Source organism: Pseudomonas sp. LB3P93, assembly GCF_054898025.1.
In genome coordinates this window covers 2,467,571-2,492,936 of sequence record NZ_CM142713.1, presented here as the reverse complement: position 1 = coordinate 2,492,936, position 25,366 = coordinate 2,467,571, and the positions used below count along the sequence as shown (strand labels likewise).

The 25,366-nt window shown below is 61.4% G+C and carries 22 protein-coding genes; 19 read left to right on the top strand and 3 right to left on the bottom strand.

Annotated elements, in window-relative coordinates; translation table 11 throughout:
* Nucleotides 1–29 precede the first annotated feature (29 nt).
* Entirely contained in the window at nt 30–869 is an 840-nt protein-coding gene (locus tag ACYZT8_RS11110) for an AraC family transcriptional regulator (protein ID WP_461981033.1), read from the bottom strand.
* Nucleotides 870–963: 94 nt separating this feature from the next.
* On the opposite strand from ACYZT8_RS11110, the gene ACYZT8_RS11105 reads away from it, so the two are divergent.
* Complete coding sequence (locus ACYZT8_RS11105) at nt 964–1,893, top strand: LysR family transcriptional regulator (protein ID WP_461981031.1); 930 nt, start codon at nt 964–966, stop codon at nt 1,891–1,893.
* 132 nt (nt 1,894–2,025) lie between these two features.
* Here ACYZT8_RS11105 and ACYZT8_RS11100 read toward each other — a convergent pair whose 3' ends face one another.
* Complete coding sequence (locus ACYZT8_RS11100; protein WP_461981029.1) at nt 2,026–2,940, bottom strand: LysR family transcriptional regulator; 915 nt, start codon at nt 2,938–2,940, stop codon at nt 2,026–2,028.
* Between the two features lie 71 nt (nt 2,941–3,011).
* Here ACYZT8_RS11100 and ACYZT8_RS11095 point away from each other — a divergent pair, with 71 nt between their 5' ends.
* Nucleotides 3,012–4,067 (top strand): AraC family transcriptional regulator, encoded by a 1,056-nt coding sequence (locus ACYZT8_RS11095; RefSeq protein ID WP_461981027.1) that lies wholly within the window; start codon nt 3,012–3,014, stop codon nt 4,065–4,067.
* Nucleotides 4,068–4,195: 128 nt separating this feature from the next.
* Here the strand turns inward: ACYZT8_RS11095 and ACYZT8_RS11090 are convergent, their stop codons facing one another.
* Nucleotides 4,196–5,893, bottom strand: coding sequence for a sulfatase-like hydrolase/transferase (locus tag ACYZT8_RS11090; RefSeq protein WP_461981025.1), 1,698 nt, complete (start codon nt 5,891–5,893; stop codon nt 4,196–4,198).
* 388 nt (nt 5,894–6,281) lie between these two features.
* Here ACYZT8_RS11090 and ACYZT8_RS11085 point away from each other — a divergent pair, with 388 nt between their 5' ends.
* From ACYZT8_RS11085 to ACYZT8_RS11005, 17 genes are all read left to right on the top strand, one after another.
* Complete coding sequence (locus tag ACYZT8_RS11085) at nt 6,282–7,634, top strand: UDP-glucose dehydrogenase family protein (RefSeq protein WP_461981023.1); 1,353 nt, start codon at nt 6,282–6,284, stop codon at nt 7,632–7,634.
* The gene (locus ACYZT8_RS11080) at nt 7,631–8,689 is read left to right on the top strand and encodes an NAD-dependent epimerase (RefSeq protein WP_461981021.1); all 1,059 of its coding nucleotides are present in this window, start codon (nt 7,631–7,633) and stop codon (nt 8,687–8,689) included. Before ACYZT8_RS11085 ends, ACYZT8_RS11080 begins: the two co-directional genes overlap by 4 nt.
* On the top strand, nt 8,686–9,432 hold the full coding sequence (locus tag ACYZT8_RS11075; RefSeq protein WP_461981019.1) for a sugar transferase: 747 nt from the start codon (nt 8,686–8,688) through the stop codon (nt 9,430–9,432). The genes ACYZT8_RS11080 and ACYZT8_RS11075 overlap by 4 nt, the downstream gene beginning before the upstream one ends.
* On the top strand, nt 9,433–10,080 hold the full coding sequence (locus tag ACYZT8_RS11070) for a CpsD/CapB family tyrosine-protein kinase (protein ID WP_461981017.1): 648 nt from the start codon (nt 9,433–9,435) through the stop codon (nt 10,078–10,080).
* Between the two features lie 22 nt (nt 10,081–10,102).
* Nucleotides 10,103–11,128: a polysaccharide biosynthesis/export family protein gene (locus tag ACYZT8_RS11065; protein WP_461981015.1), complete on the top strand. Its 1,026-nt coding sequence runs from the start codon at nt 10,103–10,105 to the stop codon at nt 11,126–11,128.
* Between the two features lie 17 nt (nt 11,129–11,145).
* The gene (locus ACYZT8_RS11060; RefSeq protein ID WP_461958277.1) at nt 11,146–12,738 is read left to right on the top strand and encodes a GumC family protein; all 1,593 of its coding nucleotides are present in this window, start codon (nt 11,146–11,148) and stop codon (nt 12,736–12,738) included.
* Nucleotides 12,723–13,823: a glycosyltransferase family 4 protein gene (locus ACYZT8_RS11055; RefSeq protein WP_461981013.1), complete on the top strand. Its 1,101-nt coding sequence runs from the start codon at nt 12,723–12,725 to the stop codon at nt 13,821–13,823. Before ACYZT8_RS11060 ends, ACYZT8_RS11055 begins: the two co-directional genes overlap by 16 nt.
* On the top strand, nt 13,820–15,187 hold the full coding sequence (locus tag ACYZT8_RS11050) for an O-antigen ligase family protein (protein ID WP_461981011.1): 1,368 nt from the start codon (nt 13,820–13,822) through the stop codon (nt 15,185–15,187). Before ACYZT8_RS11055 ends, ACYZT8_RS11050 begins: the two co-directional genes overlap by 4 nt.
* Nucleotides 15,184–16,152, top strand: coding sequence for a glycosyltransferase family 2 protein (locus ACYZT8_RS11045; protein ID WP_461981009.1), 969 nt, complete (start codon nt 15,184–15,186; stop codon nt 16,150–16,152). The genes ACYZT8_RS11050 and ACYZT8_RS11045 overlap by 4 nt, the downstream gene beginning before the upstream one ends.
* Nucleotides 16,145–17,281 (top strand): glycosyltransferase, encoded by a 1,137-nt coding sequence (locus ACYZT8_RS11040; RefSeq protein ID WP_461981007.1) that lies wholly within the window; start codon nt 16,145–16,147, stop codon nt 17,279–17,281. Before ACYZT8_RS11045 ends, ACYZT8_RS11040 begins: the two co-directional genes overlap by 8 nt.
* 12 nt (nt 17,282–17,293) lie before the next feature.
* Nucleotides 17,294–18,295, top strand: a complete 1,002-nt coding sequence (locus tag ACYZT8_RS11035; RefSeq protein WP_461981005.1) for a polysaccharide deacetylase family protein — start codon at nt 17,294–17,296, stop codon at nt 18,293–18,295.
* Nucleotides 18,292–19,596, top strand: a complete 1,305-nt coding sequence (locus ACYZT8_RS11030) for a lipopolysaccharide biosynthesis protein (RefSeq protein ID WP_461981003.1) — start codon at nt 18,292–18,294, stop codon at nt 19,594–19,596. The genes ACYZT8_RS11035 and ACYZT8_RS11030 overlap by 4 nt, the downstream gene beginning before the upstream one ends.
* Nucleotides 19,593–21,512 (top strand): hypothetical protein, encoded by a 1,920-nt coding sequence (locus ACYZT8_RS11025; protein ID WP_461981001.1) that lies wholly within the window; start codon nt 19,593–19,595, stop codon nt 21,510–21,512. The genes ACYZT8_RS11030 and ACYZT8_RS11025 overlap by 4 nt, the downstream gene beginning before the upstream one ends.
* An 86-nt stretch (nt 21,513–21,598) precedes the next feature.
* On the top strand, nt 21,599–22,288 hold the full coding sequence (locus ACYZT8_RS11020; protein ID WP_461980999.1) for an N-acetyltransferase: 690 nt from the start codon (nt 21,599–21,601) through the stop codon (nt 22,286–22,288).
* 4 nt (nt 22,289–22,292) lie between these two features.
* On the top strand, nt 22,293–23,510 hold the full coding sequence (locus ACYZT8_RS11015; RefSeq protein ID WP_461980997.1) for a GNAT family N-acetyltransferase: 1,218 nt from the start codon (nt 22,293–22,295) through the stop codon (nt 23,508–23,510).
* Nucleotides 23,482–24,273 (top strand): ChbG/HpnK family deacetylase, encoded by a 792-nt coding sequence (locus ACYZT8_RS11010; protein ID WP_461980995.1) that lies wholly within the window; start codon nt 23,482–23,484, stop codon nt 24,271–24,273. Before ACYZT8_RS11015 ends, ACYZT8_RS11010 begins: the two co-directional genes overlap by 29 nt.
* 117 nt (nt 24,274–24,390) lie before the next feature.
* On the top strand, nt 24,391–25,083 hold the full coding sequence (locus ACYZT8_RS11005; protein WP_461980993.1) for a GNAT family N-acetyltransferase: 693 nt from the start codon (nt 24,391–24,393) through the stop codon (nt 25,081–25,083).
* Nucleotides 25,084–25,366 lie beyond the last annotated feature (283 nt).

The window sequence follows — 25,366 nt, the reverse complement described above, 5'->3', positions numbered from 1 at the left end:
TCGGCAACGGAGTCACAGCAAGGCGGTGGTCACAGCGAGAGTCGAAACTGCTTGGGGGTGATGCCGAACTGTTTGCGAAAGGCCCGGATGAAGTTGCTCGGCTGGCGGTAACCGAGGCGTTCGGCGATGCGTTCGATGGGCTGGTCACCGGCCGTCAGCCAATGCCGCGCCATATCCAGGCTGTCGCTGCGAGTGTGTTGCGCGGCCTCGGTTTGCCAGTGACGGAGCATGCTTTGATGCAGAAACGGATTCGCGCCGAGCAAGGGTTCATCTAGGCTGGCCGACGGCAGTTTCAGGCACGGATGCGCGCCCTCTTGCACCTCGATGCCAACGCTGCGCAACCAGTCGCCGGCGGCTTGATGCGGCGTCAGGCTGACACCAACAAACACCTCCCCCGGCGCCCGCCCGAGGCGTCGGGCGATGTTGCGTACCAGGGTCAACGTCGCCGCGTCCAGACCATAAAAGTGCGGCTGCCCGTGGGCGGCGCGCAGGTGCAGTCGGGCTTGTCCATTGATCTCTTCGAGTTCGGCCACCACGTAGTTGGTCACCCGCGGCAGGAACCCGGTAAAACAGGCCAGGCTGGCACGCAACGTCGCGGCGGAATCCAGCAGAATGTTCAAGCCTTGCAGACAGGTGGTCGCCATGCCGTTGACCAGTTCGCAGCCAAACGTGGCAGCAACGCCCGCGCGCTCGCATTCGCGCCACAGCTGTTCGACCAGGTGCGCGGGGATGTGCTGACCCTGCCCGTCCAGCCACGACAGGCTGATGCCGGCGCGCTGCAGCAACTGGTCCTGGCAAAGGCCGGACTGCCGGGCATGGTTGAGAATGGTTCGGGTAAACGCACTGGAAGCGAAGGATTGATCAGGCATGGCAGGCTACGGCGAGAAGACAGGGTTGTACTTATGCCAGTCGCCGTGTTATCGATCAAATGCATTAAAAGTATCCGAAGAATGCAGGAGACGCATGATGGACTTACGCCAGCTTCGCCACCTCGTGGCCCTCGCCGATTACCGCAGTTTTGGCCGCGCCGCCGAGGCGATCAATCTCAGCCAGCCGGCATTCAGCCGCAGCATCCAGACCCTGGAACGGGACCTCGATTGCGCTCTGGTGGAACGCAGCAGTCGCGAGTTCCGCCTCACCGGTCAGGGCGAATTGGTGTTGCAACACGCCCGGCGCCTGCTGGCCGGCAGTCAGGCATTGCACAACGAATTGACCCAATACAATGGCCTGACGGGTGGCGAGTTGCATTTCGGCTGCGGCCCGTATCCGGCGCAGCTGCTGGTGCCCGAGGCGCTGGCAGAATTTATCCAGGCCCATCCGGCGATCCGCACGAGTTTCCACCTCGGCGACTGGGAACAACTGGCGCTGTGGCTGCGCGAGCAGCAGATCGAATTCCTGGTGGCCGATTCGCGTTATTTCACCGGCGATCCGCAGTATCAGGTGCAACTGCTGCGACCCCGGCGCGGGCGGTTTTTCTGCCGGATCGATCACCCGTTGGCGACACAGGAAAATCTGACCCTGCGTGCCCTGCTCGGCTACGCCGTGGTGGGCACCCGGATTCCACCGATGATCCGCAAGATCCTCGCCGACGTGCAGGGCGAGCCGGACTTCAACCCCAGCGTCGAATGCGCGCAATTCGACGCGATCCGCCGAGTGGTGTTGCGCTCCGACGCCGTCGGCATCGCGACCATGGAAGCCCTGGCTGAACCGGCCGAGCAAGGACTCATCCGCCTGCTGGATTTTGTCGACGTACCCAGCGATGACCCCGGCCTGCAACTGCATTACGGCATCGTCAGCCGCTCCGGCTACTCGCTGACACCGGCGGCACAGGCGATGGTCGATGCGGTTGTGGCGGTTGACCAGCGATTGCTGGCGGTGGATCGGCCGCAGTAAAGTCGCATCGCCGCTATCCCTGTGGGAGCGAGCTTGCTCGCGAAGACGGTGTGTCAGTCACACTCATCACTGGCTGACACAATGCCATCGCGAGCAGGCTCGCTCCTACAGGGGTTCTGTGCAGCTTTTGGACTAGGCGCGACGTGCGAGCGACTGCACCGCTCGCGGCGCGCCCAGCGCACGCAGCAAGCAATGCATCGCTTCCTCCCGGCTGCGCTCGAAGCGGTAGCGGGCTTCGATGTACAGCGCCAGTTTCAGCTCCACCGGTTCATCCAGCGGCAACGGCACCTGCTGCAACCCCAGCACGGTGGCGACCCGGCTCGGCAGGCTCATGCCGAACGGCTGCCGATCGGCGATCAGTTTGGCCGCCAGCGTGCTTTGGGTGTTCACCGCCACCGTCCTGCGCAGGCTTTTCAGACCGAGGTGCAGATCCACCGGGCTGAGTCCGTCGCGACGACTGGAAATCTGAATCTGTGGCTGCTGCAGATAGGCTTGCAGCGTGCGCGGAGGTTCCTTGAGCGCCGCGCCGTAGGCAAACACGTAATGGTCGGCGGGCAACACCTGCTTGTGCAGACCGGCGAGCCCGGCCAGCGGTTGATCGAGGTCGATCAGGATGTCGAGTTTGCCGCTCGCCAATTCCTGCAAGGCATCCCGACGACGTGGCTGGAAGTAGCGCACCTGCCAGTCGGCGTGCGGCGCTTCGAGCAAGGCGTCGAGCAGCACCGGTTGCAGGCAGTCCAGGCAACTGATGCGCAGCAACGGGTTGTTCTGCCGTGCGGCCGGAATCATGCGCAAACCATCGCGCAACGATTCCAGGGCGGCGCGCACATAGTCGGCCAGACGATGCGCCACCAGCGTCGGCGTCACGCCGAGACGGCTTTTGATGAACAGCGGATCGCCGCACAATTCGCGCAGGCGCCGTAGCGCGTTGCTCATGGCCGGTTGCGACAGGCACATCACCTCGGCGGCGCGGGTGACGCTGCGTTGCTGATAAATCGCGTCGAAGGCGAGCAGCAGGTTCAGGTCGAGCTGGCGTAAATCAAGCATGGTCTTGCTCCGGCAAATCGCTTAACGTCGGGCAGCCTAACCAGTGTCCCGGAACAAGCTGTGAGCCCTACATGACAAAAAGTGATCAGCCACTGCTCCATCAACCATTGCCCAATGCGTTTTATGCGCCGACCTTGCTGCCGGCCATCGAAGAACTGCTTGCCCGGGGCGTCGCCCGGGAAACCCTCGAAGACCTGTTTCGCCGCAGCCTGTTCGAACTGCGTGCGCCGTTCATGCGCATTCCATTATTCCTTTCGCGGCGCTTCTGGGCGTTTGCGCTGGAGCAGACTGGCGACCCGTTGATCGGTCTGGCGGCGGGCCGACGCTTCGTCTCCACCGCCACCAATGGCCTGACTTACCTGTTCGACGTCGCGGCGTCACTGGAAAGCGCCTGTGATTATTTCGAGCGATTCTTTCCGTTCTTCAACGGGCACTTCCGGGCGCAGATCGTGCGCGACGATGACGGCGTCGAGTTGCGGCTACTGGATTGCGGCAGCCTGAAAGCCAGTGCGTCGACCACCGATTACATCGTGATCAGCCTGTGCAGCATGCTGCGTCGAAAATTCCTCGCCAGTGGGCTGGAGCGTGATCCGATTCTCGAGATCGGTCTGGCGTGGCCACGTACTGCCAACCCCCAGGCGCATGAACAGGCGTTCCGCGCGCCGGTGCAGTGGGCACAGCCGCATCATTCAATCCGTCTCGATCCGCAGTTGTTTGTGACAGCGTTGACCCCGGGCAACCATGAGCTGGAACAAACGCTGGTGGACCTGCTGGAGCAGACTCGGCGCAACAGCGAGCCGACGTTGCTTGAGCAGGTCAGCGACCATCTGATTGCGGACCTTGCCCGTGCAAACTGGCAGCAGTTTTGCGCCGACCATCACTGGCTGGAACGCACCGCTGCCCGGCGCTTGAAGGCCTTGGGCTGGCGTTTTTCCGAGTTGCAGGATGAGTATCGCCGTTGCCTGGCCGAGGATCTGTTGCAGGCAGCGGATCTGGAGTTGGTGGAGATATCGGATCGGTTGGGGTACAGCGATGTGCAGAGTTTCAACCGCGCGTGTTTGCGGTGGCAGGGGTGTGCGCCGGGGGTGTATCGGACGCGGTGGCAGCAGCCTTCAGATCTGAGTTGAATTGGTTGACGCCATCGTCGGATCGCCGCCCGGAGCAGGCTCACTCCCACAGGGGATCTGTGTCGTTCACAAATCCCCTGTGGGAGTGAGCCTGCTCGCGATGAGGCCAGATCAGACAACCAAAAATCTTACTGCCCCACCGCCACACTCGTAGCCGCCTGCCCCGGCGTCACAATGCTCTTCAGGTCAATATGCTTCCACTCAGGCTTGGCCCCCAGCCGCGCATTGAACCGGTAGTTGAACGTAAAGTCGTCCGCTGTCGGCACGCTCAACGGCTTGCCATAAACCGCCTCGATCCCCGCCAGGTCATACCCCATCAACTGCAACAACGTCGGGAAGATGTTGTAGTGGCTCGACCGATCCTTGTTCGCGGTCAGCGCCTTCTGCCAATCCAGTGTGCGCAACTGATCCCCTTGAATCACCACCAGCGGCACCAGGCCCTCCTCCTCCACCGGATCCCCGCCGCAGTGGGTATTCAGCCCGGGGTTGCCCCGCTCATGCAGGTCCTGCCCATGGTCCGAGGTGTAAATCAGCAGTGCGTTGCTCATGTCCGCCTGCGCAAAAACCCGCGAGAAAAACTCCCCGACGTTCCACAGCAACGTGTTCTTGTAGGCGTTGCGGTACAGCACCCAGTCATCCGGCTGACCGTTGAAGCCATCCCGCTTGCCAGTGTCTGCGATCTCGACAAACTGCCCCCGAGGCAACGTCGGACGGTACGCCATGAACGCATCCGGGTACTTGTCGTGCACCGGGAAATGCGCGCCCACCTTATTAATCACCACCAACTCGGGTTTGCCGTCGTTAAGCAAGTCGATCAGTTTCGCCGCTGCCGCCATGTCGCGATCGCGCACGCTGGTCTGGTCGAATTGCACGAATTCGTCGATGTCCTTTTTCTCGGCATCGTTCATCAGGTTCTGCAAGTTGCCACCGGTACGCTGGGCATCGATGTAGACAGTGCGCAGGCCGGCTTTCTTCGCGTACTGCCAGATCGACGGCAGGGTGCTGTTGATGCGCATGTAGTCGGCGCGGGTGCCGCCGTAGCGCAGGGTGATGTTGGTGTCGGCGCTGCAATTGGCGATGGACGCGGCGTATCCGTAATTGAAGATCTCGACGCCCGGGCGCGGCCCCTTGAGGTTGCTGTGCACACCGAACGGCGCGTTGATGTCCAGGTAGTTGCCGGAAATGCTTTCGTCGATGATCAGCACGATATCGTGCCCCGGCGGTGAGTCGTTGCGCGCCAGGCTCACTGATTCGCGCGGGCCGACGGTGTTGTGCAGGGCTTCGTAGGTAAATAGGTTCAGATAGGCCAGCGGCGTGTACATGATCGGCAGGCCACGGGCGCCCTCGCCGGCTCGCACGAACAACACCGCACTGAGCAACAGCACTCCGAGCATCGGCGCCGCCACCAGCAACGCACCGGGCAGCGGCATGCGCCGACGCGGCTTGAGCCCGATGCCAAACAGCAGCAACAACCCGCCGACCACCCCACTGATGATCGCGTCGCGGTACTGGTACGCCGCCTCCTGGATGAACCCGCCGGAATACACCAGCGACACGAAGCTGCTGTACGTCAGGTAATCGGCCGTGACGCGGGTATAGACGTCGAAAAACACCGCCGAGACAAACATGGCCAGGGCAAACACATGACGGATCAGTGTCTGGCGGATGTAGGCGGTCATGAAAAGCGCCACGGTCAGCGCGATAAACATCCCGCCAAACAGCAGCACCGGGAAGCCGATGCCCATCGCGCTCAGGCGTTCCAGGTAATAGTCGTAGTTCTTAACTAAATAGAGAACTAAGAGCAGTTCTTTGAGGTATCGAATCATAGTATTTCCGATGCTCGCGGCCGTCTGTTGGCCAATAGATTGTCGGCCATTTTTTGACACTAGCACCGGGCCATCAAAGCGCAAGAAATGTCGGGTTTTTCGACGAAGCGTCAAAAAAACGTTGACTCAAATCTGACACACTCAGGTGGCTACAACCCTTGCAATTCAAGCCCTACGACCGTTTATCGTTTTGTTCGAAATGTGAAAAACCCGTCAAAACCGCGGCAAATCCAGCTGCGGCAAGCACTTGATGGCAAATCGCCCCGAAAATGGGTCTGTTATAGCAAAGCAACATGTCATTTTGCTGACACGTTTTCCCAGCGCTGGGCTATACCCCTTTTGACAGTCTTATTTCAGTTCTTTCCACCGTCTTACGAGGCACGCCAATATGGACGTGAGCGTATTTGGTACGGGCTACGTTGGCCTGATACAAGCAGCGGCATTGGCCGATGTCGGACATCGTGTCTTATGTGTCGACATTGATCCGAACAAGATCAAGCAACTGCAACAGGCCGTGCCGCCGATCAGCGAACCGGGGTTATCCAGCACGCTGGAAGAGAATATCAAGGCCGGCCGTTTGCTGTTCACGACCCAGGCCAGCGATGCGGTCGAACACGCCGAGCTGATTTTCATCGCCGTTGGCACGCCCGCCGACGAGGACGGCTCCGCCGACCTCAGTCACGTACTGAATGTGGCCCGCCAGATCGCCAGTTACATGGAGACTGATCGCACACTGATCATTAAGTCCACCGTGCCGGTCGGCACCGCGGACCAGGTGGCCGCCAGCGCCAACGAAGAACTGCATCGCCGTGGCAAGAGCGCCCTGAAAGTGCGGGTGGTGTCCAACCCCGAGTTTCTCAAGGAAGGCAGCGCCCTCGCCGATTGCATGCGCCCGGACCGGATCATCGTCGGCACCGACGACGACGAAGCCCGCGTCCAGCTCAGCGAGCTCTACGCGCCGTTCTGCCGCAACCATGAAAAAATCATGTTCATGGACAACCGCAGCGCCGAGCTGACCAAGTACGCGGCCAACGCGATGCTCGCCACGCGCATCAGTTTCATGAACGAACTGGCTAACCTCACCGAACTGCTGGGGGCCGACATCGAAGCGGTGCGCAAAGGCATCGGTTCGGACCCGCGCATCGGTTACCACTTCATCTACCCCGGTTGCGGCTTCGGTGGCTCGTGCTTCCCCAAGGATCTGCGCGCCCTGCTGCACACCGCTGAACACAACGGCATGCCGTTGCGTCTGCTGCGCAGCGTCACTGACGTCAACGACAGCCAGCGCCACATTCTCTTCAGCAAACTGAAAGCGCAATTTCCCAACGGGCTGGCCGGCAAATCCATCGCGATCTGGGGCCTGGCGTTCAAGCCCAACACCGATGACATGCGCGAAGCCCCCAGCCGTTACCTGATGGAAGCGCTGTGGGCCGAAGGCGCGAGCGTGCAGGCTTATGACCCGGAAGCCATGTCTGAATGCCGGCGCATTTACGGCTACCGCAATAACCTGCACCTGTGCGCCACCCGCGACGACACCCTGGAAGACGCCGACGCCTTGGTGATCTGCACCGAGTGGAAAAACTTCCGCGTGGTCGACTTTGACTTGCTGGCGAGCAAATTGCGTTCACGGGTGATCGTCGACGGTCGCAACCTCTACAACCCGGAACAAGTCGCGGCGGCCGGTTTGCACTACAGCGGCATCGGCCTGCGGCACATCGTTCCCGAGGCGCCGCGACCATGAAGATTCTCGTCACCGGAGCGGCCGGTTTCATTGGTGCCCACTGCGTCTTGCGACTGATGCGCGAGGGGCACGACGTGTGCGGGCTGGATAATTTCAACGACTACTACGACCCGCAACTCAAACACGACCGCGTGGATTGGGTGCAGGAGCAGGTTGGCAATTTCCAGCTCGCGACGGTTGACCTGGCCGACGGTCCGGCCATCGAGGCCCTGTTTGTCCGTGAACAACCCGAGGTGGTGATTCACCTCGCGGCGCAGGCCGGGGTGCGTTACTCCCTGGAAAACCCTCGGGCTTACCTCGACAGCAATTTGAGCGGGTTCCTCAACATCCTCGAAAGCTGCCGCAACCACCCGGTCAAGCACCTGATCTACGCCTCGTCCAGTTCGGTGTACGGTGCCAACCAGCACACGCCTTACTCGGTGAAGGACGGCGTCAACCACCCACTGTCGCTGTACGCCGCGACCAAGAAAGCAAACGAGCTGATGGCCCACAGCTACAGCCATCTGTTCGGCATTCCCTGCACCGGCCTGCGTTTTTTCACCGTGTACGGGCCTTGGGGCCGGCCCGACATGTCACCGATCCAGTTTGCCCGGGCGATTGCCGAAGGTCAGCCGTTGAAATTGTTCAACTACGGCGAGCACCAGCGCGACTTCACCTACATCGACGACATCATCGAAAGCATCACCCGCCTGATCGAACGTCCACCGCAAGCCAACGCCGAATGGGACCGTGAACAACCGGACCCGGCCAGCAGCATGGCGCCGTGGCGGATCTACAACATCGGTGGCCAGCACCCGGTGGAGCTCAAGGACTACCTGGCGCTTCTGGAAAAGCACCTCGGACAAAAAGCCCTCGTCGAGTTGCTGCCTCTGCAGCCGGGCGACGTGCTCAATACCTGCGCCGACGCCAGTGACTTGGCTCGGGCTACCGGATTTCAGCCTTGTATCGAGCTGGATGAAGGACTCGGGCGCTTTATTGCCTGGTTCCGCGACTACTACCCACTGCCTATCGCCCATGCGCCGCTCGCGGCTGAACTTCAGCGGAGGATTCTATGACTGGACATGAAAAAACGGTGCCCCTGCAACAGATGCGCCGAGACAAGCGCCTGGACCCGGAGCACCGAATGCGCCTTGATACCGCGATCCATATGCAGGGTCGTGGCTGGATGACCGGCCGTGATGGCGGTCGGCCGTGGACGCTGTCACGCACCAACCGCGTGGTCGCCTGCTTCGGTGCGCTGGTCATTCTGCTGCTGATCTCGCCCATCCTGCTGGGCCTGGCACTGGCGATCAAATTCAGCAGCCCTGGGCCCGTGATGTTCGTGCAGAAACGCACGGGCTACCGCGGTCGCAAGTTCGGCATGTTCAAGTTTCGCACCATGGTGGCCAACGCCGAGGAGCTCAAAGAGTCCCTGCGTCACCTGAACAAACACGGTGCCGACGCCATCGATTTCAAGATCGACAAGGATCCGCGCATCACCGGCATCGGCGGTTTCCTGCGGCGCAGCAGCCTGGATGAGCTGCCCAACCTGTTCAACGTGGTGACGGGCGACATGCGCCTGGTGGGCCCGCGCCCAACCTCGTTCAACGCCTACCGCTACAAGGACAATCACCTTGCACGCCTGAGCATCTACCCCGGCATGACCGGCCTGTGGCAGATCTCCGGGCGCAGCAATATCGACTTCGACCAGCGCGTTGAGTTGGACCTCAGCTATATCGCCGAGCAGAGCCTGCTGCTTGATCTGAAGATCCTGTTGAAAACCCCCTTCAAAGTATTCAGCGGCCACGGAGCGAGTTAAATGGACGGTTCATCAGCCAAAAGCCTAAGCATTGCAAACCCGAGCGAGTCCAACCTGACCTCGACCGTGCTCGATCAAGATCTGCGGATCCTATTCCTGACCTCCGCCAACCCCGGCGCAGGTACAACCACCAGTGCCTTGGCACTGGCCAGCCAACTGGCGCAAATGAGCAGCGGTGAGGTGCTGCTGGTCGATGCCAGCCAATCGTCGACCAACCTCACCCAGCAGCTGGGGTTGACCAAGGAGCGCGGTTTTCGCGACCTGCTGTTCAACACCCAGAACCCGCCACTGCTGCAGGACTGCGTGGTGAACGTTTCCAGCTTGCCCTTCCACATCCTGCCCAACGGCCGGTTTGTGCGCGGCACCGAACACCTGACACCTGAACGCCTGGGCCCGTTGCTCGATCAGCTCGGCAGTCAGTATCGGTTTGTGGTGATCGACGGCGACGCGGTGTATTCCGCCGCCGACACCATGATCATCAGCACCCAGGTGGACGGCGTGATCATGGTCGTGCGCTCCGAAGACACGCGCTGGGAAGTGGCGCAGGCGGCGGTTCAGCGCTTGACCCAGGCCGGCGCGAAACTGGTCGGCAGCGTCTTCAACCGGCGCAAGTACTACATGCCGAAGTGGCTGTACAAAAACCTGTAAGCAACCAGAAAGGGATGACGACATGAACGCCAAAATGCTTGTCCTGCTGTTGCTGCCGCTTGCAGGTTGCTCCAGCACTTCCGAAACCCAGAACATGCCGGTGAATATCCTCACGGCCGCACCGGCCAATGCCCAGGCCACCGACATGCCCAAGGTCGAACAGACGTTGCGGCCACAGGATGTGCTGGACGTGATCTTCCGCATCAGCACCACCGGATCGAGTGCCTACCGCATCCAGTCCGGTGACCAGGTCGGCCTGAACTTCACTGCCGCCAGCCAGCTCAACGGCAATCAACTGGTGCTGCCCGATGGCACCATTGAACTGCCGGGCGCCAACACCTCGGTGAAAATCGCCGGGCTGTCTTCCGAAGAAGCGCGTCAGGAAATCCAGCGTGTCTACACACGCAAGCAGCTGTTTCAGCCCAACCGCAATCAGCTGTCCGTGCAGGTCATCAGCCCGCTGAGCGAAGAGGCGAACCTCAAAAGCGCCCTGAACCACCCGGGTACCGGCATGAGCCGGGAGATCACCGTGGGCACCGACGGCTACGCAAGCTTTCCGGAAATCGGCGCCGTGCCATTGCAAGGCATGACCGTCAATCAACTGGAAACCTTCCTCAACAAACGCTACGCACAACTGCCCGGTCGTATGACCGTCGACGTGCTGCTCAAATCCACCGCCGGCAATGAAATCTACGTGCTGGGCGAAGTCGGCCAACCGGGTTCCTACCCGATCCGCCGGCCGGTCTCGGTGCTCGAAGCACTGACCCTGGCCCGTGGCAGCAACACCAAGGCGCGGCTCGATTCGGTGGTGATCATGCGCCGCAACGGTAACCAGGTTCAGGCTGTGCGTTATGACGTGGAAAAAGCCTTGTCAGGCGATGCGTCGCAGATTGCGTACCTGCAACCGGACGACATGCTCTATGTGCCGAAGACCAAACTGGCCAGCGCCGGCGAGCTCGCACGGCAACTGGCAGACGTGGTGTTGTTCCAGGGCGTGGGCTTCAGCTTCGGCTACCGCGTCGACAACAAAGACAGTGACAGTAACTAACTCTCAGGTGACCGACCATGAATCCAAAGGAAAACTACCTGCACGAGTTCTTCAGGATCTTCTTCGCCAACAAGCAGTTGGTGAAGCGAGTCTTCCTGGTCTTTGCAGTGATCGCGCTGGTCTTGCCGTTGGTGCTCAAACAGAGCTTCGATATCACCGCCCAGGTGATCGTGCAGTCCAAAAAACTCTCCCAGGGAGACGCCACGACGTCCCTCAACCAGGAGAACGCCTCGTTCATTCCTCCGTCCCTGGCGGACATGGAAACCGAGAGCAATATCCTGCGCTCGCCGGCGTTGATCCGGCAGACCATCAGCGAGTTGCGCGACAAGGGTGAGTACACGCCCACCCCTGGCGTCTTCAACAAACTGGTAACCCAGCCGTTCAAACAGTACGTAACCACCCCGCTGCGCGAATACGTGATCAACCCGGTGAAAGCCACTCTTGGCCTGGAAACCGATCCGGTGCGCGACACGGTGCTGGATGCACTGACCCAAGAGGCGATGGACAGTCTGAAAATCGAGACCCTGCCAGGCTCCAACGTGATCTCCATCATCTACAGCTTTGACAATCCGGCCCAAGGCACCAAGTTTGTCGCAACCTTGCTGCAGAACTACCTGACCAGCCGTCAGGAACTGCAATCCATCGACTTGCCACAATCGTTCTACGAAACCAAAAAGAAGCAGTACCAAGTGCGGCTCGATGGCCTGGAAGGCACTCGGTTGGCCTTGCTTGAAGAAGTCGGCTCGTCCGATCCAAAGGAAGAAATCACCTTCCGCCTCAACGCCATCAACACCGAGGAGCAAGCGCTCAACCTGTACCGCGACCGCCTGCTGCAAAGCCAACGCTGGCTCGACTACCTGAAAACCAGCCTGGCCGCTGCCAGCAACTCCAAACTCAACGACTACACCTTCCCCTACACCTTCACCACCACCGTGGACAACGTGGCGTTCGAAGATCGCGAGATCAAACAGATGGGTGAGGCCCTGACCACTCAGGTCAGCCGCTACATGAACGACCTGGCGATCTTCCAGCCAAGCAGCGAGCCGATGTTGCTGACCCGCGAGCAAATCGCCCGCACCCGTCAGCAGTTTCTGAAAGTGGTCAGCAACCGGATTCAGGAGCGCACCACCGACCTGGCCGTTGTCGCTTCCGTGATCAACCAGAAAACCGCGCGCATTGCCGAGTTCAAAGACCGCATCCACCAGTTGCAGAAAACCCAGAGCAAGCTGCGGCAGATGGACACCGAGATCAACGGCTTGCACGCGGCGTTCTCGACGTACGCCCAGCGCTTCGCCGAAAGCAGCACCTCTCGCTCGCTGGACAACGACCTGTCCAACGCACGGGTGCTCAGCCCGCCGTATGAGCCTACCGAAGCCGCGTTCCCGAAACCGATGCTGATCATTCCGTTCGGCTTGTTCACCGGTCTCTTGCTGGCGATTGCCTTGGTCTACGTCCGTGAGTTCTTCGATCACCGTTTCAAACACCCAGCGCAAATCACCCACGAACTGGGCTTGCCGGTGCTGTTGGTGATCAACGATCAAAACGTGGAACCGACCAATCCGCACAGCAACTGGTCCGTGCCTGGACTCGTGCATTGGGTGCGCAATTGAACGCGCCGCTCAGCCCTTCCCTGCCGATCATTCATTTGCTCAGCAGCGGCGGCTTCTACGGGGCTGAGCGGATGCTGCTGGACCATTGCCTGGCGACGCCGGGGCAGCACCAGGTGCTGTTTCTCGATGCACCGCCAGAGTTGATCGCGCGGTTCCGCCAGGCGGGGGTCGACTGCCGGGGTTGCGCGGGGCTGGGGCCATTGCTCGCGCATTTGCGCCAGCGCCGGGCGGAACGGCCGTTGATCAATACGCACAATTTCAAGGGCCTGTTGTTTGGCTGGGTGGGCGCAACGTTGTTGCGCCTGCCGCTGGTGATTACGCAGCACGGTTTCACCCCGCGCAGCCGCAAACAGAAGTTTTACACCTGGCTGAGCCTGCAACTGTGCCGCACCGCGTCGGTGACTCGCGTAGTTTGCGTCGCCGAAAGCATTGCCGTGTTGTGCCGCCAGGCCAGTGTCCGGGCGGAAAAACTGCAAGTGATTCCCAATGGTTTACCGGCGGCCACCGGACTGCTGCCGCACCGCGTGGACCGCCAGCGTTGGCTGGCCGGTTACGTCGGGCGGCTGAGCAGTGAAAAAGGCCCGGACTTTTTTCTCGATGCACTGATTCCACTCTGTCAGCAACACCCGCAACTGGACGCCGTGATGCTCGGCGACGGCCCGGAACGGGAGGCGCTGCTGGCACGTATCAACGAAGCCGGCTTGCAGGACCGCATCACCCTGCCGGGTTACCAGACCGACATGGGTAAGTGGTGGCAGCAACTCGATGCGCTGGTGATCAGCTCGCGCACCGAAGGCACACCGATGATTCTGCTCGAAGCAATGCAAGCCGGGGTGCCGGTGGTGGCGTTTGGCGTCGGCGGGATTCCCGATGTGCTGCAAGACCGGCACAACGGCCTGCTGGCGACGCCCGCCGACAGCGCCGCCCTCGCCCGCCAGATCGGCTCGTTGTTGACTGAACCGGCCATGGCTCGCGACCTGATCGACAACGCAAAACGTACGCAACTGGACCGTTACGACCTCAAGGCCCTGGCCGAACGCTGGTCGCAACTTTATCTCCGTACTGCACGGGAGGCACGCGCGTGATCTTTCCGCTCTCGATCGTCAGTTTGTTTGGCCTGGTCTGCCTCGGTTTGCTGGCCAGCCCTTATCCGTATCTGGCGCCGGGGGCGGTGCTGGGCCTGGTCGGTGTCGCGCTGCTTTACCGCAAACCCACCTGGGGCTTGCTCGGGATCGCTGCACTGATACCGTTTGAAGGTTTCTTCAAGGACAGTTCGCTGTCGGGCACCAAGTTCCTCGGTGCCTCACTGGCCGTGATCCTGATGCTGCAACTGGCCATCCACCAGCTCCCGTCGGAGCGCCTGCGCAGCAACATCTGGCGCTTCCTGATCTGGTTCATGGTCTTGTACCTGCTGAGCGTGATCAACACCGACAACATGGGGATGTCGATGGGGCACCTGCGGGAGCTGAGCGTTGGCCTGATCCTGTTTGTGATCACCCTGCTGATCGGCCGCGAGCTGAACATGGACCTGTTCGCCAAATTGGTCACCCTCAGTGTCACGGCGACCTGCGTGCTGGCGGTGTTCTCCAGCAAGTATCAGGACCAGGGTCGCGCCGCCGGCCTGCTGGAAGACCCGAACGCCTTTGCCATGCTGATCGCCTTCGCTGTGCCGCTCGCCTTGCTGCTGGTGGTCCGCAGCCCGCACTTTTTGCATCGGGTGTTCTGGGTCGGTTGCTGTATTTTGCTGCTGGGCGGCATGACCAAGACCGAATCCCGATCGGGGCTGGTGGTGTTGTTCCTCAGCCTGATGATTGGCGCCTGGCACTACCACGCCGAGCTGAAACGCATCCGTCCACGGCATCTCGGGTTCGCGATGCTGGGCCTGGTGATCGTGATCCCGCTGGCCCTTTATGCGATGCCGAAGGGTTATATCGAGCGCATACAGTCCTTGAGCATTTTGAGCGCCGGCGCCAAGAGTCAGGACCAGTCTCTGGGCCGTCGCGCCTCGTACATTGTGGTCGGCAGCCAGATGATCCGCGAGAACCCGTTGCTGGGCACCGGCCCCGGGACGTTCCCGCTGCACTACGCCACCACCGGGTATGCCAAGGCGTTTTCGGCCAACCGCAAAATTGGCGACTTGTACCGCCGCGCCCACAACACCTACCTGGAAATTTTCAGTGAACTGGGGATTCCCGCCGGCCTGTTGTTCGTCGGCATGCTCACCCTCGGGTTGTACAACCTGGTCCGCGCCCGTCGTGCGTGGATGCAGCGCCGCAACCGCGAGCAGGCGGATTTGCTGACGCACCTGAGCATGAGTTTCCTGTCGCTGACCCTGTTTTTGATGTTCCTCAGCGCACCCAACCAAAAGTACGTGTGGATCATGCTCGCCCTGACCAGCGTGCTGCGTTTGAAAGCCGAAGAAAGCCCACTCGTGGAGGCCAAGGCATGACCCGCATCAGCATTGTCATTCCGATGTACAACGAAGCCCCACACATCGCCCGGACCCTGCTGGCTGCGCAACGCGCCGCCATCGCCGCCGGGGTGCAATGCGAACTGATCGTGGCCGACAACGGCTCCGAGGATCAGGGCCCGCACATCGCCCGGCAAATGGGCGCGCAAGTGCTGGAGCTGCCGGGCTTGCTGATCGGCGCCTTGCGCAACCGCGGCGCCGCCGTTGCCACCGGTAAATGGCTGGCCTTCCTCGACGCCGATATCGAAGTGCCCGAGGACTGGCTCACACTGTTGTTGAGAATCGAGCCTGCGGTTCACGTCGACGTCCTCGGACTTGATTTGCACACCCCGGCGCAAGCCCCTTGGTATGCCGATGCCTGGCAACGCCGGCTGTTGCGCCCCAGTGCGGAAACGGTGCAAACCGTGCGCTGGCTGCCCAGCGCCAACCTGCTGATGCGCCGCCATTGGTTCGACAAGGTCGGGGGCTTCAATGAAACCCTGCGTACCGGTGAGGACAAGGACTTCACCATGCGCCTTTCCCACGCAGGTGCGCGCCTGCTGTCGGTGAACCAGAGCGTCGCCCTGCATTGGGGTTACGAGGCCAGCTGGCGCGAATGGATGGGCAAGGAATTCTGGCGTCAGGGCAGTCACCTGCAATTACTGCGCAGCAACGGCTTGAGTTTGCGATTGCTGCGGTTCCCGATGCTGTCGATAGCCGCCTGGGTGCTGGACATTGCGGCGTTTTTTGCCCTGCTCAACGGCCAGGTCCATCTGACGCTGTTCCTGTTGCTGGTGACCAGTCTGCCCGCGCTCGCCCTGAGCATGCGCCAAAGCATGAAACACCGTGACCTGGGCCTGACACTGCAACTCTGGGGCCTGCATTGGGTGCGTCTGCAACTGGCCGGTGCCGCGTTCATCCTCAGTCTTTGTCATTGGAATGCCAGGAGGCCCGCCCGTGGCTGAATTCATTTTCTGGTTGTGCCTGTTGCTGCCGGTTTACGCCTATATCGGTTATCCGCTGCTGTTGACGCTGCTGGCGCCGTTGTTTGCGGCACGGCGCCATGCGCCGCCGGAACCGATGAACATCAGCATCGTGATTGCCGCGCACAACGAAGCGCGGCACATCGAACACAAGTTGCGGACCTTGCTCGCTCAGGATTATCAGCCGGCCTCGCTGCAGATCATTCTCGCCAGCGACGGTTCGACCGACGACACTGTGGCCTGTGCACGCAAGGTCATCGACCCGCGCATCACCATTCTCGACCTGCCCCGCCAGGGCAAGGCCGCGACCCTGAATGCCGGCGTTGCGTTGAGCACCTGCGATATTCTGGTGTTCACCGATGCCGACAACCAATGGTCCCGCGACACCCTCGGTCACCTGCTTGCGCCCCTGTGCGACCCACAGGTCGGCGCTTGCGCCGGGCACATGGTGATCCCGGTCACCGGCGGTGGCCTGAGCCTTGGCGACAGCCTCTATCGGCATTACGAAGGCTGGCTGCGCAGGGTGGAAAACCGCACCGGCTGCATGGTCTCCGCCGACGGTGCCCTGCTCGCCCTGCGTCGCGAGTTGTTCCAGGACATCCCGGCCGAAGTCAACGATGACTTCTTCATCAGCACCTGCGCACCAGTGGCGTTCAAGCGAATTGTCTACGTGCCCGAGGCGCAGGTCATCGACCAGGGCGTCGACGAAGCGGACAAACAATTCCGCCGTCGCCAGCGGGTCACCGTCGGGGGGTTGCAAAGCCTGGCCCAGCGCAGCGAGCTGCTCAATCCGCTGAAGCATGGCCTGTATTCGATTGCCTTGATCAGCCACAAGTTGATCCGCCGACTGGCGCCGATCCTGTTGCTGCCGCTGTTGCTGAGCAATTTCTGGCTGTGGGAAGAACACGGCTTCTATCGCCTGAGCCTGGTCGCGCAACTGCTCGGTTACGCCGTGGCCATCGCCGGTCTGCTGGATTCGCAACACCGTCTGCCCAAACCCTTCCGCCTCGCCGCGTTCCTTCTGGTGACCCTGGCCGGGATGAGTATCGGTCTGTGGCAGTTCCTGCGGGGGCAGCGGTACGCCCAGTGGAACCCTGAGCAAAACCGTTGAGAGGACTGAGCCGTGGCGATCAAACAATTATTAAAACGCACCAGTGGCTGGCTTTACCTCAACTCGTCGGTGGGGCGCACTCAACTGCAAGGCGCCGGCGTGATCCTGATGCTGCACCGGGTGCTGGCCAGCGACCAGGCCGCCGACCTGCCCCACCGCAATGAACTGTGCGTCGGACCGAAAGCCTTCGAGCACTTGCTGGTATGGCTGAAAAAACACTTCGACTGCGTGTCGTTGATGGACATCCTGCAACCCGGCAAGGTGAGATCGGACCGCCCGAAAATAACCCTGACCTTCGACGACGGTTGGCGCGACAACGCCGTGAACGCTTTCCCGCTGCTGCAAAAATACCAAGTGCCGGCGAGCATTTTTCTCTCCACCGATTTCATCGGCAGCCGCCAGCGGTTCTGGTGGGAAAGCATCGGCGAAACCCTCTGGGGCAGCCACGGTGAACGGGCCCGGATGCAGTTGATCGACTGCCTGCAACAGGTCGGTCGACCACTGCCGGTGCCCTTCGATGAACTGGATGTGGAGCCTCGCAGCCTGGCCTTGCTGCATTTTCTGCACAGCCTGAAAACCCTCAGCCCTGCTGACCTGAATCGACTGACCGATGAGTGCCCGGACGAGTCATTGCCCCAGGCGCTGGACTGGCATCAGGTGCGCGCGCTGGAAGCCTCGGGGCTGGTGCGGTTCGGCCCGCACGGCGCCAGCCATTCGATTCTCACCGGCCTTGACGATCAGCGTTTGCGTGAGGAGCTGAGCCGCAGTCGCAACGCCTTGCAAAACGGCTGCAACCGGCCGCTGCCGGTCTACTGCTACCCCAACGGCGACAACGATGCGCGGGTGCGCGAACACGTTGCCGACCACGATTACCCGTTTGCCCTTGGCACGGGCACCGGAATTTATCGTGGCACCGACGACCCCTTGAACTTGCCACGCTTCGGCGTCAGCCAGCGGGTGGCGCGCAATCCGCAGCTGCTGTCCTGGCGCCTGTACCGCGGGGCACGCGCATGAGCCGCAACCGTTACCTCAAGCATCTGGCCCTGAGCATGGGCACCAAACTGGCGATGATCGGTTTGCGGCTGATGCGCAACGTGTTGCTCGCCCGAATCCTCGGGCCGAGTGAACGGGGCTTGTTTGCGCTGCTCAGCACCCTTCCCGACCTGATCAGCGCTGCCACCAGTGGCGGGCTGAATTCGGCGGTGGGTTTTCAGGCGGCCAAACAGCGGCCCATGGGTTTGCTGCTGAGTCAGGTGCTGGTGTTTGGTTGCCTGCTGGCGGGTCTGTTGACCTTGCTGGTGGTCGCCCTGGTGCGCGAGTTCGGCAATGAACTCGACATCACCACGCAGTTGGGCCTGCTCGCGTGGCTGTTGCTGCTGGCGGTGCCGCTGACGGTGCTCAAGAGTGGATTGCTGACGTTGCACAACGCATCCGGTGGCGTGGTGGCATTCAATGCGTTGCGCCTGATGGAATCGCTGGTGCCGCTGCTGTTGTTTCTCGCCTTGTTCTGGATGTGGAAAGACTCTGCGCTGGAAGCAGCGCTGATCAGTTGGCTGTCCGGCATCAGCCTGGTGGTGCTGGCGGGCTGGTTCTGGCTCAAACGCGATCAGCCGTTGAAATTGCAATGGGACCGCACCAGCCAAAATGAGCTGCTGCGCTACAGCGCCCGCAGCCATCCGGACCTGCTGTTCCAGCAAGTGATCCTGCGCTCCGATTACCTGTTCATCGGCGCCCTGCTCGGCAGCACCGCGCTCGGTCATTACGCCATGGCCAGCGCCGCCGCCGAGTTGCTGCTGATCGTCCCGGAAGCCGTGACCACGCCGCTGATGAAACGCCTGCTGCAACAGGAAGAAGGCATCGACAAAGTCACCCCGCTGGCCCTGCGCCTGACCGCCACGGTGATGCTCGGCGCCTGCGTGACCATGGCCGTGATCGGCGAATGGCTGATCGTGACCCTGTTCGGCGTGGCCTATCAGCCGGCCTATCCGGCGTTGTTGGCGCTGCTGCCGGGCCTGCTCGGCCTGTGCTACGCGAGCATCCTGCGCCTGGACTTGCTGGGCAAAAACCGTCCCGGCACGATTTCGCTGTTGATGGGCCTCGGCGCCTTGCTCAACCTGGCGCTGAACCTGGTGTTGATTCCGGCCTACGGGATCGTCGGCGCGGCGGCGGCATCGTCCATCGCTTACGTAGCGGTGACGCTTGCATTGCTGGTGATGTACTGCCGGTTGAGCGGCGTGCCGGTCTGGCAAACCCTGATCATCCTGCCCAGCGATGTAGCGCCGATGCTGCACATGCTGCAACGGAAGTCGGCATGAAACGCCTGGCCCTGCTGTTGTGTCTGGGCCTCTCGCTGAGCGCCCAGGCGGCGCCCATGCGTTGGGCCGATATTCGCGACGGCAGCCTGTACCTGCAACCGGATCGCCCCGACACCCTGACCATCCGCTGGGCGCCGGCGTGGCAAGCGGATGCCAACGAAGAGCGCCTGTACCTGCTCGATGGCCAGGGCAAACTTCAGGGCGAGCGCCTGATCGCCGCCAGTGAATCGCGCGGCAGTCAGAGCTGGCCGCTGGCGCCGAGTGCCTCCAGCTATCAACTGGAAATTCCGGGCTACAGTTTCCGCCGTTACAGGGTGGAACACGACGACCACACGGTGGCGCTGTTCGCCCCGGCCAAGGTGCATTTCAGCGCCGAAACCCGCAACGGCGATGAACTGTATTTCAAGGTGGCACCGGGTGAACACGCGGTGCTGGCCGGCAAGTTCCACGGTGGTGTCAGCGGCCTGCAAGCACAGCGCGTGGGCGACGGCAAACAAGTGGCGCTGGCGTTGAAACCGTATCAGGGCTATTGGCAGTTCGACAAAGTCGAGTTGCCCGTCGCCACCGAGCCACAGGTCTGGCGCCTGCGCCTGCAAGGCAGCGGCAAAGTGGCGTTCTGGCTCGATGGCACCGCCAACCTGTTCGCCCAGAACCCGCAGCAGCTCAAACCCCTGCGCGAGGACGATGGCCAAGTCCGGTTGACGTTGCACAACAAAGCGCTGGGGCCGACCCCGAACCTCGGCATCGCCCTGCCCTACGTCAAGGTGCCGGAGTCGAGTTATGCAGTGCTCGATGCACTCAAACCACAGGCGGGGACTTATTACAGTTTCGTCGACATCACGGCGAAGAATCCGCACTACGAAGACGCTTTCCGCAAGTTGTATCAGGACCGCTTCGGCATTACCCAAGACATCACACTCTTGGCCGGGAGCCAGCGTCAGGCTGACCTGCGCGCCGACACCATGAGCAACGCCGGGCTCGACGCCTGGCTCGCGACCACCCGAGCCCTGGGCGGCAAAGGCACGCACTACATCGGTTTTGCCGACGAGCCGAACCTCAACTACCCGGACTACGCCAACTACCAAAGCATCTTCAACAGCATGGCCCGGCAAGTGCGCAGCAATCCCGCCAACGCCAAGGCCGGCGTGCGCATTGCCATGCCCGCCAGTTCGCGGCTGGTCAACGGCCCGTTTGCCGACAACGCCGCCGACAAGCGTGGCATCGATTGGGCCAAACGCTTGCTGGCCGAATCCGGCGACAACATCGATGCCCTGGCCTGGCACGAATGGATGATTCGCGACCTGCTGGCGACCCGGGTTTACCGCGACAGCGTGCGCCGCGCCGCCGACCTGGTCGGCCTCGACGCCCAGGGTCGGCCGCGCAAAGCCTTGCTGCTGGACCAGACCAACATGTCCAGCGGTTCCAGCCTCAGCCCTTACGATCAGGAAACCGACTTCGCTTCGTTGTGGTGGGCTTCAGTCGTCATCAACTCATCCCAGGACGGCTTGCTGGAAATGCTGGGCTGGTTCCAGGCCGCCGACGAACCGAACTATCCCAAAGGCATGTTGCGCGTACTCGGCGAGAACTCCTTCGAGCTCAAGCCCGTGGGCCTGGCCCAGCAGTTCATCCGCCAGCATTGGCTGCGCGACGTGATAAGCCTGGAGAATGACGCTTTCGAGGTCGATGTTTTGGCCATGGGCGAGGACGTCAAACGCAGCTTGCTGGGGGTCAACAAAGGGACGCGCTTGCAGCGTGTGGCCATGACCGGGACCTCGTGCCCGATGGCCAACGGATCATTGCGTTATTTCGGTGCCGACAATCGTGCCCGCGACGCGCCATTTGATTGTAAGGACGGTCGCGTCAGCTTCGAGCTGCCAGGACGGACCCTGTTTACCCTTAGCTGGAGCACCTCATGAATTGCCAAGCATTGAATAGCGACGCCGGTCATTGGCCGGGGCTCGCATTACTCCACTTACGGCCCGTGCCGTCAGGAGTCAATACCATGAGCGTTTTGCAGAGACTCAGCCGCCACATCAAACAAAAAGGCTTGCGCGCCACCCTCAGTAAAATCTGGAAGCACTACGTGTTTTCCCACGAAGAACTGTTGTGGATGGAGCGCGACCTTGTCACCCCGGTACCGCCGAATAAACTGCGGCCCTACCCGCCGCTGCGCCTGGAAACCATCACCGAGCAAAACGCGGTGGCGTTCACCCGTCACTTTGGCGATCGCGTGGACACCATGGCCGAACTGGCCCGCGAGGGTCATACCGGGCATATGTACCTGGACGACAACGGCGATACCGTGGCCTTCATCTGGGGCAGTGCGCGCAACTATCACGACCGTCATTACTACGGCTGTTGGTTCCCGGTGAAGGAAGGCGAGTTCTTTGAATTCGGCGGTGAGCAGATCCGCGCCTACTGGGGCACGCTATTGTCGCTGGACCTTCAGTTGAACCTTTGGAAGGTCATGCAGGCAAAAGGCTGCAACACAGTGGTGGATGTCTGCGAGTTCCACAATGTCCCGGCCCTCAAGCTGCACATCCGCATGGGGTATCAGGAGCAAGGGCGGATCATGAACGTCTACGAGCTGTTTGGTCGCTGGCGTTTCTTCCGCGAAACCCATTACAGCGGCTCACGCCTGGATGCCTTGCGCAAACCGGTGCGCGACCCCGCCCCGGCAGCGATGACCTGACCCTATGGCAGCACGATTCGAATGGCGCACTTCACTGTGCGCCGCTGACTTCCCGGCAACGGCTTTTGAAGCGTTGCGTCTGCGAGTGACGGACCACACGCCGTTCAACACCCTCGCCTGGATGCGCGCGTCCGAACAGGCACTGACCACCGGGCAACACTTGCATGTGTTGCTCGGCTGGCATGGCAAGGAACTGGTCTTGTGCCTGCCGTTGGTGGCCTGCGTCGAACGCGTCGGCAGGCTGCCGTTTCGCGTGCTGCATCACCTGGGCTATCCCCTCGCCGACCGCCTCGCGTTCCTCGCGAAAACGGACTCGGAGAATATGCGCAAGGCACTGATTGAGATCCGTCGACAGCTGCCCCATGCCCTGCTGCAACTCAACGAGTTGTCCGAACCGGTCGGCGAAGAAAGCGCACTGACCGAGTGGATGACCCACAGTTCGACCGGTGAGCGACGCCTCAGCTGTCGGGTGCCGGTGCACGTGATCAGCGACGCGGACCACCAGGAAGTCTCCGGCGACCCGCGCTACAAACTGCGCCGCGCACGCAAACGTATCGCGGCGTGTGGCGCACAGGTCCGGCGGATCACGCCCGACGCGTCGACCATGGGCCCGTTGTTGCAGGCCCTCGGTGAAGTCGAAGCGGTCAGTTGGAAAGGTGATGAAGGCGTCGGGATATTCGCGGACGAACGCCACCGACAATGGATGGACCAGGCTTTCACCGCCCTCGCCGAACAGGGGATGGTGCGGGTCGTGGTGCTGGAACTGGACGGGCGCTGCATCAGCTACCGCCTCGGGTTGCTGGAACAAGGACGTCTGTACGATTACAACCTGGCGTTCCTGCCGCAATACGCCGATCTGGGCAGCGGTCGGGTGCTGCTCGAAGAGTGGATTCGCTGGGGCCTGGACGAGCACTGGCGCTGGATCGATGCCTCGCGGGTGAGCCTGGAAAACTCCAGCCATCAACTGCACGAACGCATGACTGGGCAACTGGAACACTGGCGCTGGAGTTTCTATTCCTGGCGCCCCAGCGGCCTTGCGTTGGGCCTGGCCCTGAGACTTTGGCAGTGGCTCAAACCCTTGCTGCAGAAACGGCGAGCCAAACGTGCCGCAGCGGCCGTTGCCGCCGCACCGGCCTCCGTCGCCGCGGCGGTCAAAGCAGCGAAGCCAACCGACATCAACAGGGAGAGCGAACATGCCTCGCCAAGTCATAGTCAACGCTGACGATTTCGGTCTCAGCCCATGCGAAAACGCGGTGATCCTCGGTGCGTTCCAGGCCGGGGTGATCAGCTCCGCCACGGCCATGGCCAATATGCCGGCCTTCGAAGCGGCCTGCGTCATGGCCCAGCACCCGTTGCTCAAGGATCGGATCGGCCTGCATTTCAACCTCACCTACGGGCGCCCCTTGAGTCAGTCGATTCTGGCTCGATCGAACTTCTGCGACCGCAACGGGGTATTCGATCTCAACCTGCCCCGCCATCGTTTCTGGCTCAGTCGCCGGGACCGCGACGCGGTGCTGGAGGAGCTCAAGGCCCAATGGCAACGCTGCGTGGACAACGGCGTACGGCCCAGCCACATCGATTCCCATCAACACGTGCACAACATATGGCCCATCGGCGAAATCGTCGCCCGCTTCGCCGCGAGCCAAGGGGTGGCCGTGCGCCTTGCGCGCAATCTGGGGCAAAACCTGAGCCTGCCAAAACGCGTATTCAAGACGCTGCTCAATAGTCGCTTGCAGAGTCTGGCCGGGGTGACCGCAGATTATGTATGCACCCCGGTGGACCTGCGTAACGAAGCCATGCCGACCGACGGTGTGCTGGAAATCGTGGCTCATCCGACTCAGCTCGGCGCCGATTTTGGCGATGCCTATTTGCGTTCAGAAGAGTCGCTGCCCCTTGTGCTAGAGCGGCGCCTTCAAGGTGTTCCACGGGTTTCCTATGGCGCTTTGAACACCCATTTAATGACGGGTGAAGCAGCGCTCGAATGAGTTACATAGGTTGCAACATATTCAGAACTGGCGCTTTGGCATGAACCAGCAACCTTGATCTGTACCCATCAAAAAAACGTTTCCACCCACACCCTGGCTTAGGCTAAGGAGAGCGTCATGAGCATCATCAAAAAGCTTCGCGAACGCATAAAACAAAAGGGCCTGAGCCGCACGTTCAGCGCGCTGTGGAAACGCTACGTGTTCTTCCACTGGGAGCTTTTATGGATGGAACGGGACCTGATCAGCCCGGTACAGCCGCACAAACTGCGTCCCTATTCGGGTCTGCGCATGGTGACCATCACCCCGGAAAACGCCAGCGCTTTCGGCAAGCATTTTGGTGACCGCGTCGAGACCATGGCCGAACTCGCCACCGAGGGTCACACCGGGCACATGTATCTGGATGAAGAAGGCCACGCTGTTGCGTTCATCTGGGGCAGCACCCGCGACTACCACGACCGTCACTATTACGGCTGCTGGTTCCCGGTCAAACCTGGTGAGTTCTTCGAGTTCGGCGGCGAAATGACCCGCCCCTACTTCGGCACCAGCCTGTCGGTGGATGCTCAGGTAGACCTCTGGGCGGCAATGGCGGCCCAGGGCTGCCACAAGGTGGTGGACGTCTGCGAAACCCACAACATCCCTGCCCTGAAGCTGCACATCCGCATGGGCTATCACGAACAGGGTCGGGTCACCCACGTCTACGGCCTGTTCGGCCGCTGGCGCTTCTTCCGCGAAACCCGCTACACCGGCTCGCGCCTGGACCCGCTGCGTAAACCGGGACGGCCGGTGGTGACGGGAGCGGCGAATGCCTGATTTCGGATAGAAAGACCAAGTGGCGGCCTTCGCGGGCAAGCCCGCTCCCACAGGAGATTTTCAGCGCACACCGTATTTGTGTTCGACGGGAATCAAATGTAGGAGCGAGCCTGCTCGCGATGGCGGCGGACATTCAGCATTGATGTGACTGACAATTGGCTATCGCGAGCAAGCTCGCTCCCACAGTAGATCTTCAGCGCAAACAGATTTTGTGTTCGACGACGATCCAATGTGGGAGCGAACTTGCTCCGGGCGGCGTTCCGACGATGGCGTCATACGTCCC